The organism is Frankia sp. CoBUL1, assembly GCF_978021245.1.
Genome location: NZ_CDXDOS010000054.1, coordinates 1 through 17,631, shown reverse-complemented (window position 1 = coordinate 17,631; position 17,631 = coordinate 1). Strand labels below are relative to the sequence as shown.

General features: G+C 64.5%; 10 protein-coding genes. 7 read left to right on the top strand and 3 right to left on the bottom strand.

The features are described 5' to 3' along the window. Positions 1–217: 217 nt before the first annotated feature. The 5 genes from AC08OX_RS06775 (at position 218) to AC08OX_RS06755 (ending at position 5,419) form a co-directional block, all read left to right on the top strand. Positions 218–562 (top strand): ArsR/SmtB family transcription factor, encoded by a 345-nt coding sequence (locus AC08OX_RS06775; RefSeq protein ID WP_476607032.1) that lies wholly within the window; start codon positions 218–220, stop codon positions 560–562. Positions 563–566: 4 nt separating this feature from the next. Beyond that, entirely contained in the window at positions 567–2,345 is a 1,779-nt protein-coding gene (locus tag AC08OX_RS06770) for a 3-hydroxyacyl-CoA dehydrogenase family protein (protein ID WP_476607031.1), read from the top strand. Positions 2,346–2,385: 40 nt separating this feature from the next. Continuing rightward, positions 2,386–3,723 (top strand): crotonyl-CoA carboxylase/reductase, encoded by a 1,338-nt coding sequence (gene ccrA, locus AC08OX_RS06765; RefSeq protein ID WP_476607030.1) that lies wholly within the window; start codon positions 2,386–2,388, stop codon positions 3,721–3,723. Positions 3,724–4,014: 291 nt separating this feature from the next. After that, the gene (locus tag AC08OX_RS06760; protein WP_476607029.1) at positions 4,015–4,536 is read left to right on the top strand and encodes a lipocalin-like domain-containing protein; all 522 of its coding nucleotides are present in this window, start codon (positions 4,015–4,017) and stop codon (positions 4,534–4,536) included. Between the two features lie 31 nt (positions 4,537–4,567). Continuing rightward, the gene (locus tag AC08OX_RS06755; protein WP_476607028.1) at positions 4,568–5,419 is read left to right on the top strand and encodes an alpha/beta fold hydrolase; all 852 of its coding nucleotides are present in this window, start codon (positions 4,568–4,570) and stop codon (positions 5,417–5,419) included. A 1,317-nt stretch (positions 5,420–6,736) separates the two neighbouring features. On the opposite strand, the gene AC08OX_RS06750 is transcribed toward AC08OX_RS06755, so the two are convergent. The 3 genes from AC08OX_RS06750 to AC08OX_RS06740 all read right to left on the bottom strand — a co-directional run bounded on the left by AC08OX_RS06750 (position 6,737) and on the right by AC08OX_RS06740 (position 11,162). After that, on the bottom strand, positions 6,737–8,074 hold the full coding sequence (locus AC08OX_RS06750) for a cation:proton antiporter (RefSeq protein WP_476607027.1): 1,338 nt from the start codon (positions 8,072–8,074) through the stop codon (positions 6,737–6,739). Between the two features lie 158 nt (positions 8,075–8,232). Continuing rightward, on the bottom strand, positions 8,233–9,207 hold the full coding sequence (locus tag AC08OX_RS06745) for an ATP-grasp domain-containing protein (RefSeq protein ID WP_476607026.1): 975 nt from the start codon (positions 9,205–9,207) through the stop codon (positions 8,233–8,235). Next, entirely contained in the window at positions 9,204–11,162 is a 1,959-nt protein-coding gene (locus tag AC08OX_RS06740) for an NAD(P)/FAD-dependent oxidoreductase (protein WP_476607025.1), read from the bottom strand. Before AC08OX_RS06740 ends, AC08OX_RS06745 begins: the two co-directional genes overlap by 4 nt. 536 nt (positions 11,163–11,698) lie before the next feature. Between AC08OX_RS06740 and AC08OX_RS06735 the strand changes: the two genes are divergently transcribed. Together AC08OX_RS06735 and AC08OX_RS06730 are read left to right on the top strand one after the other, a co-directional pair. Continuing rightward, entirely contained in the window at positions 11,699–14,137 is a 2,439-nt protein-coding gene (locus tag AC08OX_RS06735) for an ATP-binding protein (protein ID WP_476607024.1), read from the top strand. Positions 14,138–14,389: 252 nt separating this feature from the next. Next, the gene (locus AC08OX_RS06730; RefSeq protein WP_476607023.1) at positions 14,390–17,617 is read left to right on the top strand and encodes a type I polyketide synthase; all 3,228 of its coding nucleotides are present in this window, start codon (positions 14,390–14,392) and stop codon (positions 17,615–17,617) included. Positions 17,618–17,631 lie beyond the last annotated feature (14 nt).

Sequence of the window (17,631 nt, the reverse complement as noted above, 5' to 3'; positions counted from 1 at the left end):
AGGTAATACACATCCGGAAGATCAACTTTGGTCATGGGCTGCGAAAACTCCAACCAAGATCGAACTATCTAGGAAACTCCCGCTAGATGAGCGTAGGACTCACGCGTCGCCCCGAGGACGCCCATATTCATCCGTACAGTTGACGACATGGGCCACTCGGTGGGCTATCGTAAATGAATCAGATGACGTGTCGTGCTTGCAGAGGAAGGTCGGGATCATGTTTCAGATCTTCGAGGCTCTTGCGAATCCGCCCTGGTGTGACCTGATCGAGCGGCTGACCGACGGCAACGCCACGGTCGGCGAGCTCGCCGAGTGGTGCAAGGCCGACGTGCAGACGGTCTGCGAGCACATCAAGGTGCTCGAGCAGGCCGGCCTGGTCAGCCGCACCGGGGATGTCCACCGCAGCCTGGTGCGCCTCAACGCGGAGGTGTTCGACCTGATGACCACACGGATTGTCGACGACTTCCGTCCGGAGCATTGGGGCATCTCCCCAGACAGGGCGCAACTGGTGGGGATAATAGTGAAGAAGCCGGGGCGAGCGCACCGGATCGTCCACCGGTGACCTGATGGATATCCAGCTCAACGGCACGAAGGTCGGAGTTGTCGGGCTCGGCACAATGGGCGCCGGCATCGCCGAGGTAGTGGCGCGCGCCGGCATCGAGGTGGTCGGCGTCGAGCTCAACGACGAGACGCTGGCCCGCGGGCTCGATCGGATCCGGCACTCCACCGACCGGGCGATGAGCCGCGGCAAGTTGACCAAGGTCGAGCGGGACGCCCTGCTCGCCCGTATCCAGGCCGGAACCGGGATCGAGGCTGTGGCCGACTGCCAGCTGGTCATCGAGGCGATTCCCGAGCGGATCGAGAAGAAGCTCGGGCTCTTCGCCGAGCTGGACAGGCTGTGCCCGCCAGAGACGATCTTTACGACGAACACCAGCTCCCTGCCAATCATCACGTTGGCCGTCGCTACCTCACGCCCCTCCCGGGTTGTCAGGACCCACTGGTCCAACCCCGCACCGGTCATGGGCCTGGTCGAGATCATCCATACTGTGGTCACCGACCCGTCTGTACTGGAGGATGTCGGGACGCTCGTCGCGAAGGTCGGAAAGACCGCGGTGGTCGCCGGGGACCGGGCGGGCTTCATCGTGACCGCCCTGCTGTTCGGGTACCTTAACAGCGCTGTCCGGATGCTGGAGGCGTGCTACGCCACCCGTGAGGACATCGACGCCGCCATGCGGTTCGGCTGCGGTCACCCGATGGGCCCATTGGCACTGCTCGATCTGATCGGTCTCGACTCCGCGTACGAGATTCTCGACTCGATCCATCACACCTCCCGCGACCACCTGCACGCACCGGCCCCGCTGCTCAAGCAGCTAGTGACCGCCGGCATGCTCGGCCGCAAGACCGGGCGCGGCTTCTACACCTACGCCGCCCCTTACTCCTCCGAGATCGTCGACATGGTCGAACCACCCCAACTCGGCTTCTTCGCGGTCCCAGGACGGCCGGTGCACACGATCGGCGTGGTCGGCACCGGCACCATGGCCAGCGGAATCATCGAGGTCTGTGCCCACCATGGCTACAAGGTGGTGTTCCGTGCACGGAGCGAGAAGAAAATCGCCGCTGTCCGGACGAAGCTCGAGCGGTCACTGGACAAAGCGGTCGAACGGGGAAAGATCTCATCGGACGAGCGTACTTCGACACTGGCACGGGTTCGAGCTTCGACCGATCTGTCCGTCCTCGCCGAGTGTGACCTCATCATCGAAGCGGTCGTTGAGGACTTGGACGTCAAACGGGCGCTGTTCGCTGAACTCGACACGGTTGCACGCCCGGGAGCGGTCCTCGCGACGACCACGTCCTCACTGCCCGTGATCGAGTGTGCCACCGCCACGTCCCGCCCGCAGGATGTGGTCGGTATGCACTGGTTCAACCCAGCGAAGAAGATGCGCCTGGTCGAGATCGTGCCGACCATCGTAACCGCGGACGACGTGACCGCGACTGTCTTCGACGTGGCCAGGACGGCGGGCAAGTACCCGGTCCGGTGTGCCGACCGCGCCGGCTTCATCGTCAACACCCTACTTTTCCCATATCTCAACGACGCGGTGAAGATGCTGGAGTCCCATTACGTGGGTATCGATGCGATCGATACAGCCATGAAGGTCGCCTGCGCACACCCGATGGGGCCGTTCGAACTCGCCGATGTCATCGGCCTGGACGTGACACTCGCCATCCAGCGCGCCCTGTACCGGGAGTTCCGCGAACCCGGGTACACCCCGACGCGCCTGCTGGAAGACCTCGTCAGGTCCGGACGTCTGGGGTACAAGACCGGGCGGGGTTTCCGGGTCTATTGAACATCTGCTCGATGTCGGCATCGTATAGGAGAGTTCGACCGTGAAAGAAATAAGGTCAGCTATTCTCGCCGGTGACACGCCCAAGGAGGCCTTTACATCCCTCCGGGTGCCGGAGACCTACCGGGGAGTGGTCGTCCGAAAGGAAGACGTCAACATTTTCAGTGGGCTCGCATCCCGCGACAAGAACCCCCGACGTTCACTGCACCTGGACGAGGTCGCGACACCGGAGATCGGCCCCGGTGAGGCGCTGGTCGCCGTGATGGCGTCCTCGATCAACTACAACACGGTGTGGACGTCGGTCTTCGAACCCCTGCCGACGTTCGGTTTCCTGGAGCGCTACGGCCGTCTCTCCCCGCTCAGCAAGCGACACGACCTGCCTTATCACGTCGTAGGGTCCGATCTCGCCGGTGTCGTGCTGCGCACTGGGCCGGGGGTACACACCTGGTCGCCAGGTGACGAGGTGGTGGCCCACTGCCTGTCGGTCGGGCTGGAACGGCCGGAGGGCCACAACGACACGATGCTGGATCCGGAGCAGCGCATCTGGGGTTTCGAGACCAACTTCGGTGGCCTCGCCGAACTGGCTCTGGTCAAGGCGAACCAGCTCATGCCGAAACCGGCGCATCTGAGCTGGGAGGAGGCCGCGGCATCGGGCCTGGTGAACTCCACCGCCTACCGTCAGCTGGTGTCGCGCAACGGCGCGGACATGAAGCAGGGAGATATCGTGCTGATCTGGGGCGCGAGCGGGGGGCTGGGCTCCTACGCCACGCAGCTGGCGGTGCGCGGCGGTGCAATCCCAGTCTGCGTTGTCTCTTCTTCCGAGAAAGCCGAAATTGCCCACAGGATGGGCGCCGAGCTGGTGATCGACCGGACGTCGGAAGGCTACCGGTTCTGGACGGATGAACACACCCAGAACCCGAAGGAATGGCAGCGCTTTGGCAAGAAGATCCGGCAGCTCACCGACGGGGAGGATCCGGACATCGTTTTCGAGCATCCCGGGCAGGAGACCTTCGTCGCCTCGGTCTATGTGGCCCGCCGCGGCGGAACGATCGTCACCTGCGCCTCCACCAGCGGCTTCGTCCACTCCTACGACAACCGCTATCTCTGGATGAATCTGAAAAAGATAGTGGGATCGCATTTCGCGAACTACCGCGAGGCCTGGGAGGCCAACCGATTGATCACCAAGGGGCTGGTTCATCCGACCGTGTCACGGGTGTATCCACTGGACGAGACCGGCCAGGCCGTCTACGAGGTGCACCGCAACCTGCACCATGGCAAGGTCGCTGTCCTGTGCCTCGCGCCGCAGGAGGGCCTCGGCGTGCGCGACAACGCGATACGGACCCGCCATCTGGACGCGATCAACCGCTTCCGCGAGACGTGATCATGAATTTTGGATTTTCCGCGGGAATAGCGGAGGTCGGAATTCGCCAGCCTTCCCGGCCCTGCCGCCACCAAGACGGACGTGTACCGCGGTGTTGTTGCACGCGGCGTCCACCTCCTACGGATCGCGAGGATCATCGGCGGGGGATCACCCCCGCATCAGGGAAGGGGCTCCTGTACCGCCATCACCGGACGCTGAAGGGAGGGGATGTGGCGTGGCCTCCGAACTGTCGACCTCGGACTAGCAAGTCAACAATCTGAGCCAATCCAACATCAATGGAGATTTGCCTTCATGAGCGGCGTAACCAGTTCGGATTTTTCGGACCACCTCGATACGCATGGACCTTTGCTAGTCGGAGCATGGAAGCTCGTCTCGTTCATCGTTACTGACCGCAATGGAATAATTCTCAGCATGCCCATGGGCACCCAACCGAGCGGTCTAGTGATCTACGCGGCCGACGGCCACATGTCCGCACACCTGCGCGACCCTCAGCGTCACACCTCAAGCGCATCCGTCTCCGAATTCATGAATAGCTCGCAGGTCGACGCCGAATCGATCGCCATGAACCATCCCTACATCGGATACTGCGGAACCTATTTCCTAGCGGATGATCAAGTCATCCATCATGTGCAGGTGGCGTCTGTTCCCGAATGGATTGGAGGGAACCAGGTTCGCAATTTCGCGTTGAGAGGAAATGTGTTGACGCTGTGCTGTCCGGCAAAGTGGGACGGCTCTGGCATCCGGCTTCCGTACCTGACGTGGGAGCGGATCCGGCCCGCGGAATCGCCAGCTGGTGCGACCGTAGCACCATAACGGCCACCGCCGACAAAGAAAAGAGACTGCCATGACGGGCGCACACGCTGGCCGTGCCAATTTTGGCTGGCACGCACGATTCATTGATCTTCCTGCCGGCCGATTCAGCTATCGGGTCTGGAGTGAAGATCGAGATGAACGAATGCGGGTCGTGTTGCTGCATGCCAACGCGGGATCGGCTGCAAGCTGGTCTCGTGTCGGCCCCGCGCTGGGGGATAGGTACCAGGTTTTCGCGCTCGATCTGCGAGGACATGGTGCCAGTGTTCGACCACCCGTCGGGTCGTACGGCCTACGCAAGGCCGCTGATGATGTGGTGTCCTTCCTGACCGCCGTGGGGGTCGAGGAACCGATGCTGGTCGGCCACTCGTGGGGAGCCGCCGTGGCCCTGATCACCGCGACCGGTGCCGAGTCGGAGCAGCTTCCCCCGGCGGTGTCGCGCCTTGTTCTTGAAGACCCCCCGGTGATGATGTCACCAAAGCTGCAGCGCGAACAGATCAACGATCTGATCAAGGCCATCGCACTGTCCGAAATAGAACTGCGGGAAATCCTCTCCATGGTTCATCCCGGCTGGCACCCCGATGATGTGGACAGTCTGCTGGAGGGTTTCCGGTACGCCGACCCTGCCATCGTCGAGAGCCTGGTGCGCGATGGATCCTGTACAGGCCCGCTACTCCCGCTCCTAGGTCAGCTCACTGTTCGGACCCTTCTCATCCGCGCCAACCCGCTGCGGGGCGGACTGTGGTCCGACGAGGAATGGGCGCACGCACGCCGCATCCTGCCCGCCTGCTGCACCACCGTCGAGTTGCACAACGCATCACACGACGTGCACCGTAGCCAGTTCAACCAGTTCATCCAGGCCGTTCGCGAATTCGCAGAGATCTGAGAAGGTGTTTGAGATTGTCGGTCAGAAGGCGTTTGAGAATGGAGGTTGATAACGATATGTGACCCGCCGGTGTGCGGGGCGATGGCACCCAGACCCGCTGCCTGGACACGACGGCGAACCGGGCCGCGTCGGGCCCGTCGGGCACCGCCGACGACCCGCCCCACCTGCTTGTGCGCGCCGCGCTCGTGACCACCTACGCGTCGCGAGCGACGCTCGGGGCCGCGATCGACGGCTCCCACGTCGGCGAGCAGACGCTGGCCGCCCGATCCTCGCCGAGCAGCCGGGGGTGTTCAACGCCCTGCGGGCCTGCCTCGAACCGGAGCGGCAACGGTTCGACCAGCTTCCACAACTCGTCCGGGACCGGACGTAGAGCAAGCCGCTCTCCATCACATCCATGATCGGTTATCTACCCGGAACCGCCGTGTGAGACACGCTCTTAAAGTACTGCCATTGAGCTCACACCTGATCACTAATGGCACCAGCAAGGTTTGGAAGAGGCGGGCTGGTTTACCCGCCGAAGGTACTGATGTGATCACCGGGAAGACGCTTCAGGATCTTTCTGACCTCGCGGGCGGGTGGAAAACCCGGCCCCTCGGGTAGGTGGAAAAGTTGCGCATAGGGCAGTAGACTACTGAATCATTATGGACACCATACATTCCTTCCGATCCCGATGGCCCCGGACACCGAGGCACCGTGGCCGTCGAGCCATGGTGACGGTGCTTGGCGCCCTCGTCATCCCATCGACTCTGTTCCTCAGCGGTTGCGGCCAGAACTCCAAGCAGGACAACGGCGGCGCCGTGCCCGTACCACGGGCCAGTATCGAGAGTCCGCAACGTGCGACACCCTGGCCGGCGCCAGCCGGGGCCACCAGCCACGTTGCGGTCATAGCCCAGACAGCGGTCCCAACCCCTCCCGGAGGAAAATTCTAGGAACCTATTTTAGATCTTGCCCTAACCTCGGACGTATGCTGAGCGCCAGAGGGTCGGACTCCGGCGCTCGGCGTGCCAACCGGTCGACAACCCGCTTTATCGAGTTGGGATATGGGACCAGGGTAATTCTAAAACAGCTTCTTGGGTCGGGTGGCCCAGGGGATTCGCACCCCTGGGCTGGCAGGGGCAGGGCGACTCCGAAGGGCCAAAATCCTTCATCTGCCACGCAGTCGTTGGCCTGTCCGTGGTCTTCCCGACGGGCTGATGAGCGGGAGTGAGCCGGTCGGGTCGCGCGGGTCGAGCACACCCCGGACCCACCCACACCACACCCGATCGAGTTACGAAACAGCCTTTTGTAGGATGCGGTTATCTGACGTCCATGCCGGCGCTAGCGTCGGGCACCGGAATGTGCGCTTTCGGTGTCGCCGGTGGGGTCCAGTCGCCGTAGTGTCTCGTCCGCGGTGTGCTCCACCCGTCGCATCGTGAGGTGCAGGATCGGCGGAGTTATCATGGTGGTGACGAGTGCCACGAGGACCACCACCGTGTAGGCCGCCGTGTTCAACACGCCGAGGCGGAGCCCCACTCCGGCGACGACCAGGCCGATGACCCCGCGGGCGTTCAGCCCGGCGCCGAGCGCGAGGGCCTCCCAGTGGCCAAGCCGGCTGGCCCGGGCTCCGAGGTAGGCGCCGGCGAACTTGCCCGCGACGGCAAGCAGCAGGACCACCAGGCCGGTGGCGAGGACCGACAGGTCGGTGAGCTTGCCGAGATCGACCCGTAGCCCGGCGGTGGCGAAGAAGATCGGCGCCAGCACAGTGAGCACCACCGTCCGCAGCGGCGCGACCCGGTCGGGAGCGAAACCCCGGCTGGACCCGATGACGACGCCGGCGATGAACGCGCCGAAGATCGCCTCGAGCTTCAGTGCCTCCGTGGCCGCCGCCGCGGCCAGGATCAGTACGGTGACGACCACGATGTGGCCACCACCGTCGCGCGCCGTGCTGGCGTATCGAAGTGCCCGCCGGACCGTCGGAGGACCGACCACCAGGGCGGCCAGCACGGTGCCGAGCATGCTGACCACCGGCACGGCGATGTCACTGCCACGCACGCCCGTGGTCGCCATCGCCGACACTATGGAGAGTGCGAACCACCCGGCCACGTCGTCGACTGCGGCCGCGGCCAGGGTGAGCTGGCCGACGTTGCGGTCCAACAGGTTCATGTCGATGAGGATCTTCGCGGCTACCGGGATCGCGCTGACCCCGAGCGCTACGCCGAGGAACACCGCGAACACCAGCCGATGGGCGCCGTCCGCGACGAGAGAGTCAGGCAGCAGTAGCCCCGCCGAGACGCCGAGGCCCACCGGAACCAGCAGCCCGGCGAGGCCGACCCGGGCGGCGGCCAGACCCCGGCGCCGCACCATCTGGATGTCCATCTCTATGCCGATGAATCCGACCAGCAGAATCACGCCGAGCTGGCCGACGGCGTCGAGGAGATGGAACTGGTCGGCCCGTGCGGGCAACAGCCAGCCGGCGAAGCCAGGCGCGAGCGCGCCAAGCAGAGATGGCCCGAGGATCACGCCGGTGAGGAGTTCACCCACCACTGCCGGCATTCCCAGCCGCGTTGCCGCCCGCCCGAGGAGATAAGCTAGCCCGAGCAGGACGGCGATCTGGAGCAGGAAAACGAGAAGCGCATGGGACGACAGCGCGGCTACCGGACCGGATGCGTTGACCATCACTACTCCTGGGCAGGTCAGGCGGACGTCTGAACCGACGGTGACACCAAGCACGAGCGAGAGTGGCAGGATGAGGTAAACCGCCGGTAGATCCGATGCGCTGCGTACGTAACCGTTACTCCCCGGGGCCGGCGAGCGTTTCTCGGTAGGTCATCGGGTCAGCCGCCAACCGCCCGCACGATGGTCTTTGCGTACGTGTCGTAGGCGTTGCCCTCGGTCAGGAGCAGACGGGGGATGACGAGCTCACATTCCAGTAGCCGCAGCACACGGTGTTCGTCCCGCAAGCCGTCAACCCGGCCGAAGATCAACGGTCCGTATCGGTTCTCTAGTGCTTCATACACACAGTACGCCCACTCACGCTCGGCTGGTGTCGGCTGGATAACTTCATTCCGGCCACCGAACCGTTCATGTGCCCACCAGCCGCCGTCCCGGGCGACTCTTTTGCGGACCGCGTGGCTCAACTTTCCGCCTAGGAAGACGAAGGAGAGTTCACCATGAGCCAGGATCGATGAGAGAAAGGGCTGGACACAGACGTGATGGGTGGACACCAAGTCACGGAGCAGTGTCTCGGGTTCCGTGTCGCGGCGTGGTGCCACGCCCGTCGCCGACGTTGCTTCGTGGCTGTGCCGGACGAAGTGCGTTGCTGAGGTACTCGGCCCGCTCCGTGAGACCCGGAAGGTGCGCCAGGAGCCGGCCGAGACGGTTGGCTTGATGACGACATGGTCCCATCCGGTCTGGGTCATGAGCGTGTCAATCGTCACGTCCTCACCCCGGGAAACCCACCGGGTCGGGATCACCGCGATGCCGTCCTGTTCGAGCTCTGACAGGTACCGCCGTTTGTCGAGCGTCCCGACGGCCACCCGCATCGAGTTCAGAATTGGAATCTTCCCGTCCAGCTCCAGATACAGTCTCCGGATCCTGTCAAGGAAGTCGGGCCGCTCGTGGAAGCCGCGGCACATTCGTAGGTTCACGCCGTCGAACGCTGTCCAGTCGACGGTGTGCACGTTGTCGAGATGGACCGCGACTGCCGTGACACCGTAATCAGCCAGGGCGGTAACGATCTGTGGGTACTCCGCGTGCGGCGAGTCCAAATGTAGATAGGCGATCGGTCGCCCAGTGGTAACGGCTTTCATTCATCTTTCCTTAGCAAGGCCTCGTGGTTAGCGAGTTCGCTGGCCGTCGCGCTGTCGCTGGGGCGGCGTACAAGCAGGAGCAGGCGTCGGATCGCCGTGTCCACCCCGTCCCACAGATAGGCAGCGGCGAATCCGGCGAGCAGGGCATACGGCCGCAGCCAGATCACCCATCGCAATCGGGTGTTGGCCGGCACGGGCAACCGGTCCAACCAGGTCGCGGTGCCCTCTGGTCGTAGTTCCGCGGGTTCCACCAGGTCATGAGCTGAAATATCTCTTCCCCGGTCCCCGCCGATCGCCAGCCACCACAGCTTAGGCAGCGGCGCGGTGACGTTCTGGACGCTACGGACCGTTGGTAGCTTGACACCGTGATCCAGCCGCCACCGTGCGCGGGCCGCGAGGTTGGCCTGTAGCCGGCTCTGTATCCAATGCACGGTTTCCGGCGGCAACCACCGCCACAGCGGGGCCCGGGAGTAGAATAGCGTGGATTGGAGACGCCGCCGGACGCGGCGGTTCTTCGGGGTCTCCCGAGTGGTGTCGCCCTCGGTGTCGACGAGCCATCGGGTGAGCGCTGAACGGGTGCTGCCCACCGACCAGAACACCATCATATCAAGCACGTGGGACAACACGAAGAAGCGAGGATCCGCGATCGCGGCAGTGTACTTTTCGCGGACCATCGCGCGCAGCATGTGCCAGTCCTGGCGAGTGGCTCGGTTCACCCGCTCGATATACGCCCGGTCCAGGTGCCCGGAGCGGACGTCGTCCTGGACAATGTTGGCGAGATGCCAACTGGTCACCAACGCCAGCGCGATTCCCTGGCTGTAGTAGGCGTCGATGATGCTGCCCGCGTCGCCTACCATTGCATAGCGCTGCGGGCTGACGAACGTGTCGGTCCAGTGCTGGACGTTACGGTAGGTCCGGAACTCAAGGAGTGACTCCGGTGCGATCACCTTGTCGAGGACGGGGTGCCGCCGGATGAGATTCCAGAACTGCTCCTGCGGAGTTCGGCCGGGTGGCGCCGACCGCTGGTCGAAAGTCGCGCCGACGCTGATCCGTTCCTTCGAGAGCCGGATGACCCAGATCCAATAACCAGTCCCCCACAAATGTACGGTGTACAGGTCGCGTTGCGTATCGCGGCCGTTGGGGAAGGTATGCGTCCACTCGTCACCGAACAGGCCGTCGGTCACGCCCTCGAACTGGCCCCAGACCGCTGTCGTCTGAAATCCGTCAGTCAGTTCCCGCCGCTCCGCGGCATGTCCGCGGCCGCGGGCCAACAACCGGTTGCGTCCAGAACAGTCGACGACCCAGTGCGTTCGGATGATGTTGCTGTGCCCGGTTGTGCCGTCCAGCCATTCCACCTGATGCCAGTCCGCTCCCGGGGAGATCTGTATGTCGCTCACTCGGGCGGTGTCGACGAAAGTGATTCCAGCACGCCGTCGGACGGCCGCACACATCGAATCCTCCGCTTCGGGACGGACGATCTGCATGTCGAGGAACATGCAGCGGAACCACTTCTTGTCGGGCGCAATATCGTAGAGATAATGCGGCGGATGCGGGTCGGCGTTGATGGCCCACTCGGTGGCGTCGCGGAAGTCCGATCTGTTCTCCGTGCCGTGGGAGAACCATACACCGAGTTTCGCGAATGATTCCTCGGTGATGAACTCATCCAGCTCGCCCACAGTGCGGAGAAAAGCACTTGTGAAGACTAGGAACGACTCTCCAACCTTGTAGCTGTGTTTCTTGTCGCGAAGGTTGTCGATCAGCGTTACTCGCAGGCCTCGTTTGGCAAGCTGAAGGGCGTTCGCCAGGCCTATGATGCCGGCACCGACCACCACGACATCAGTTTCGGAGGTCGCCTGCCGAATCACCGGCAAGCCCTCCGGTGAATGCGCTTTCTCGTTGGTCATCAAATCAGATCTTTGTCGAAGTTTCCGGGAAACGCGGTCGGCCTCGCCCACCGGCTGGATTTTCGCATCTGGTCTCGCGTGCTTAGTCTCGCATAAATTTACTTCGTCATACGCGCGCAGGACTGGTGTCGACGATACCAAGGGACTTTGCTGGCTGGCTCCGCAACCAGATCCGGCCGCCACGTTAATGGTCTTCCTGACTGCCCCGCTTCGCAGGGCCTCCCCCAGCTCTGGCGTCATCTCATTGCATGGAACACGGATGTACAACACCCGACTATTGCAATTGATTGGCTTGTGGATGTGCCATTGCCCTGGCTGCCTACACCCGCTCCAGCCGGTCGGCTCCGGCTCCTGGCATCCCAAGGCTGCTGGCAGTGCAGTCTGCGTCCTCGGCATGGGTGCAGCCTGAGCGACGGACCGGTGTGCGGGGACGGGAGAACTACCTGTCTCACTACCTGTCCGCTCACTTGCCCACCTGTCTGTCCCGGTTGTCCACCCGTCTGTCCCGATTGTCCACCCGTCTGTCCCGATTGTCCACTTATCCGGCCAAGTTGTGTCCCCCCATAGGTAGCGGGACGGTGTTGTGTGTGTCCGGACGTGGAAGGTCGAACCTGCCGGCGGAACTAACCAGCTTCGTCGGTCGCAGACGGGAGCTGGCAGAGGCATTGCGGTTGCTGGCCGGCGCCCGGTTGCTCACGCTGACCGGGCCCGGGGGGGTCGGGAAGACCCGCCTCGCCCTTCGGCTCGCGGCGGACCGGCAGCGCGCGTTCCCCGACGGTGTCTGGATCGCCGAGTTGGCCGACCTCGACGACCCGTCACTGGTCGTCGACGCGGTCGCCGAGGCGATGGACCTGCAGCTCCTCTCCGGGCGATGGACCGCGGCGACGCTCGCCGCGCACCTTGCTCCGCGCAGGATCCTGCTCGTGCTCGACAACTGCGAGCACCTCGTGGACACGTGTGCCCGGCTCGTCGACACCCTGCTGCGCGCGGGCCCGGACCTGCGGGTCATCGCAACCAGCCGCCACCTGCTCGGGGTGGCAGGGGAACGGGTGCTGAAGGTGCCCCCGCTGAGGGTACCCCCGGCGCCGGCCCCGGGCGCGGACCAGTCCGCGTTGGCTGGCGGGCTCATCCAGTACGAGGCGGTGAGCCTGCTGGCGGAGCGCGCGGCGGCGGTGCTGGGGGAATTCAGCCTCGACGAGGGCAACTGGCGGACCGTCGCGTCGCTGTGCCATCGCCTGGATGGCATCCCGCTGGCGATCGAACTGGCGGCTGCTCGGCTCCGGACGCTGTCCCTGGAGCAGATCCTCGATCGGCTCGACAACCGCTACGCCCTGTTGACGCGAGGCAACAGGGCCGGGCCCCGCCGCCAGCAGACCCTGCGCGCGCTGATCGACTGGAGCTTCGACCTGTGCACTCCCGAGGAGCAGCAGATGTGGGCGTGCCTGTCGGTGTTCGCCGACGGGTTCACCTTGGAGGCGGCTGAGCAGGTGGAGGGCGCCAGGTACCCGCCGGAGGTCGTGCTGGACCTGCTGAGCGGGCTGGTTGACAAGTCGATTCTGGTCCGTGAGGACGACGAGGAGATGGTCCGGTTCCGGATGCTGGACACCATTCACCAGTACGGCCAGGACCGCCTGCGCGAGTCCGGTCGGGAACAGGACGTGCGCCGTCGGCATCTCGCCTACTACCGCCGGATCGCGGCCCTCGCCGACGCTCAGTGGTGCAGCCCGGCCCAACTCGACTGGATCCGGCGGATCCGGAACGAGCAAGCGAACCTACGGGTTGCGCTGGACCTCTGCCTCACTACACCGGGCCTGGCGGAGACCGCTCTGTCCATCATGGTGGCCTTGTGGCAATACTGGGCCGCCATCGGGCTACTCAGCGAGGCGCGCTTCTGGTTTGATCGGGGGCTGAGCAAGGCCACGGAGCCGGACGGGATCCGGGCCATCGGTCTGCAATCGGCCGCCCACGCCGCGTCCCTCCAGGGCGACATCACCGCGGCCGCGTCGCTGCTGGCCGAGGCTCGCGATCTGGCCGCCAGGCTGCACGAGCAGCGGGTGCTCGCACGCATCGCCTGCGTCGAGGGCAGGCTCGCCGCCATCAGCGGGGACACGTCGGCGGCGGTGGAGCGCAGTCAGGACGCCCGCCGCCGGTTCACTGACCTCGGCGAGCCGCTCGGTCTCGCCCAATCACTGCTCTATCTCGGGCTGGCCCACGGAATCCGCGAGGAACAGGACGCGGCGGCGACCGTCTTCGCGGAATGCGTGGCGTTGACTGAGCGCTTCGGCGAATGCTGCTTCCGCTCGTTCGCTCTGTGCGGCCTCGGTCTGGCGGCCTGGCAGCTAGGCGAGTTGGAGCAGGCGATGGAGCACCATGCCGCGGCCATCTCCCTCAAATACGCGTTCCACGACCATGTCGGCATCGCCGTCGCGCTGGAGCAGCAGGCGTGGGTCATGGCCTCGGCCGGTCGGCACCACGAGTCCGCGGTCCTGCTCGGCGCGGCCGGGCGGATCTGGCGTGAGACCGGGGCGTCGATCGCCGTCTTCGGGCTCGCCCTGTTCCACCACCGATGCGAGGCCGCCCTGCGACGCGTTCTGGATCAACGGAAGCTCGAACGCGCCCTAGCGCAGGGCGCGGAACTCGACCTGGACGAGGCCGTCGCCGCGGCTACCCAGGGCACCGGGACTCCCGTCGCCCACCCCGTTGTTCCCGCCGGCGAGCCGGAGGTGCCCCTGACCCCTCGGGAGCGTCAGGTGGCGGACCTCGTCGCCCGCGGTCTGAGCAACAAGGAGATCGCGAGCTACCTGGTGATCGCCCAGCGCACGGCGGAAGGTCACGTCGAGCGCATTCTCGGCAAGCTCGGTTTCACCTCACGGGCCCAGATCGTCGCGTGGGTTAAGGACAGCAGCAGGAGCCCCCAGGAACGTACGTGTGAGCCGCAGCGACATGTTGGCGAGCGCGAGCGGAGCGCATCCACCTCACCCCGGCCTCCTCATGGAGATTCTGGAGGCGTACCACCTCACGGATAGTCACGGGCCGCGGCTTCGCTGGCGGCTGTGGATCATCTGACGGGGCCTCATCACAGGTCTCATCAGAGCGCAGATCTCCGGACCGGGACACCAGGGCACCTCCTCCTGGCTGGGCCCGGTCGAGGCCCGGCGTGTCCGCCCCATCGACAACCACACCAAAGTGGAGAATATGTTAACCAAATGGCTGAGAAGCGGCCAGGCATGGGTACTCTGTCCTTCGCTATATCAACTGAGTCGCTGAGGAGCGTCCTCGTGTCGAAGCAGAGGAAGAGCGACGATCGACCGCCCCGGGTCTTCCCGGATCTTGCGGACCCGACCCGGCGCGACCTGGTCGAACGGCTGACCGACAGCGACATCACGGCCACTACAACCGACGGCTCCGCCAACGACGCTCCGGTCAAGAAGGCGGATCAGACCATCCGCGCACATCCGAGTAAGGGTTCGGGTGAACGGACGCGGGATGCTGGAGGAAACACCTCCAGGGCGGTTGCGGTGATTGGGATCGGATGTCGCCTCCCCGGCGGCGTTGGTTCCGCGGCGTCGCTGTGGGATTTCCTCCGCGACGGTCGTGATGCGGTCACCGATGTGCCATCAGAGCGATGGAGTGAGGCGTCGCGGGAAGCGTCGCAGGCGGAGACCGATCGGAACGTGCTGTGGCGTGGCGGGTTTTTGTCGGAGGACGTCGGCGCCTTCGATCCAGAGGCCTTCGGTATCGACCCGACCGAGGCAGAGTCGATCGATCCTCAGCATCGGCTGTTGCTGGAGATCGTGCAGGAGGGGTTCGAGCACGCTGGATTGCCAACCGATGACCTGGTAGGGAGCAGCACTGCTGTGTTCGTCGGCATGTCCAACTTGGACCATATGCTCCACGCACATCAGCTCCCGAGCTACGGGGGCCCCTACTTTGTGCCCGGTAACCAGGCCGGACCGGCATCCGGTCGGATATCGCACGTCTTCGGTTTGCGCGGTCCCAGCATGACCGTGGACACGTCGTGTTCGACAGGGTTGGCCACCGTGTACCTGGCATGTAACAGCCTTCAGCGGGACGAGTGTGACCTCGCGCTCGCTGGCGCGGTCAACCTGCTACTCAGCCCCCGAACGTTCCTGGCCTATAACGAGTTGGGAGTGCTATCTCCCACCGGGCGATGCTTCAGCTTTGACGAACGAGCGGACGGCTACGTTCGGGCCGAGGGCTGCGTGGTCCTCGTACTTAAACGTCTCGACGACGCGATGCGTGACCAGGACCGCGTGCTCGCCGTGCTGCGGGGGGTGGCGGTCAATCATGACGGGAAGACGTCCCCGTTCACCGTTCCTTCCGGGCAAGCGCAGGAAGAGGTGTTCCGTACCGCCCTGGATATTGCCGATGTCGACCCGGAAGAAATTGGAATGATCGAAGCGCACGGCACCGGAACCATCGTTGGCGACCCGATCGAGTTCCGTTCACTGGCCGCCGTCTACGGACGGGGGCGAGACCGGTGTGCATTGGGTTCGGCTAAGACGAACTTCGGCCACGCCGAACCCGCCGCGGGCATGGTGGGGCTACTCAAAGCCATCTTGTCGGTGTACCACGGTGAGGTCCCGGCGTCCCTGAATTTCCGGCGGTGGAACCCCACTATCAACCCGTCCGGCACCAGGTTGTTCGTTCCGACCGTAACGACACCGTGGCCAGTCACCGGTGGTCCGCGCCTCGCGGCCGTGTCCTCCTACGGTGTGGGCGGGACCAACGCGCATGCCATCGTGGAGGAACCGCCGGATTCCAGCTCCCCGGTCGCGCCGAGGTCGTCCAGCAGCGACGATTCCGTTCTCACGTTCCTGCTGTCGGCAGGATCAGAAACTGCGCTGCGGCATTCCGCGGTCAGGCTCGCCGACTGGCTCATCGGCTTCGGCGCGACGACACCCTTGAAAGATGTCGCGCACACACTCGCGGTACGCCGCTCGCACGGCCCCGAGAGACTGGCGGTCGTCGCTCGCTCCCGGGACGATCTCGTCAACCGCCTACGCGCGTATGCCGACGGGACACACCCCCGTCCTGAAGGAATGGTCAACAATTATGTCCACGCCGAGCACGCAACGGGACCGGTGTGGGTGTTCAGCGGCCACGGCTCGCAGTGGCCCGGTATGGGGCGAGACCTGTTCGCCACCGAACCCGTGTTTGCCGACACGATCGCGGAACTCGACCCCCTGATTCGCGCCGAGTCGGGCTTCTCGCCGGAGGAGGTGCTGCGGGCCGGTGACGAGGTGACCCGAGTCGACCAGGTACAGCTCTTGATCTTCGTGGTACAGGTCGCTCTGGCACGCACCCTGCAATCCCACGGCATCCACCCCGCCGCCGTAGTAGGACACTCCATGGGCGAGATCGCCGCCGCCGTGATCGCGGAGGCGTTGACCGTGGAAGACGGCATCCGCGTCATCTGCCGTCGGTCCCGGCTGTGCGTTCCCATCGCCGAAGCCCGCGTTGCGGCGATGGCGGTCGTCGAACTGGATGCGGCCACGGTCCAGGCAGAGATCGACCATCTTCCCGACGTGGCTGTCGCGTTCTTCGCCGCACCCCGGTCCACCGTGATCGGCGGTACTCGAGTCGAAGTCGAACGACTGGTCGAAAGCTGGACATCCCGCGACGTTCCCACGCATATGATCAATGTCGATGTCGCCTCGCACTGCCCCCTGATCCATCCAGTCGCCGATGCGTTGACCGCCGAGCTCAGCGATATACGGCCTAGGCAGCCGACGATTCGTTTCTATACCACGGTTCTGCCTGATCCGCGGCAGACACCCACATTCGATGCTGCCTACTGGGGTGAGAACATGCGCTGCCCGGTTCGGGCGGTGGATGCCACGACCGCCATCGTCAACGACGGACACCAGCTTTTCCAGGAGATCTCTCCACATCCGGTGGCAATCCACCCGCTTATTCTGACCCTCCAGGCGGCCGGGGCGCCGGAGGCCACGATTGTACCGACTATGGATAACAGGCACGATCAGGCCACAGCCCTACGAACGAGCATCGCAGCGCTTCATTGCGCCGGGCTCGACATGAATTGGCGGCGGTGGCACGGCGATGGAGCCATCGCGGACGTGCCGCCTACGACGTGGGACAGACGCACCTATCTGATCAAGCCACTCAGGAAACTGGCACGACCGACCGACTCGGCTCGGTCAGCGCATGCAGAGCCGACCGAGCAACGTCCGGACACTGAGACGGACGCCGACATCAGCGCCGAGATTTCACAGGTTGCTGGCGATGAACGCCTCAAGATCATCAGGCGGAAAATCATTGAGATCTTGCGCGAGGTCCTCAGCTTGCGAGCGCGTCGACTGAGCCCTGGTGCCGCCTTTTCGGAACTCGGCCTGAACTCCCTACGCGCCGTGGAATTCCGTGGACGAATCCAGCAAATATTCAAGGTCTCCATCTCGCTCGCCGCAACCCGGGAGCATCCCACAATCGCAGAATTCAGTGAGTATATCGCCGAACTGCTGTAGCCTCGACCCAGGGC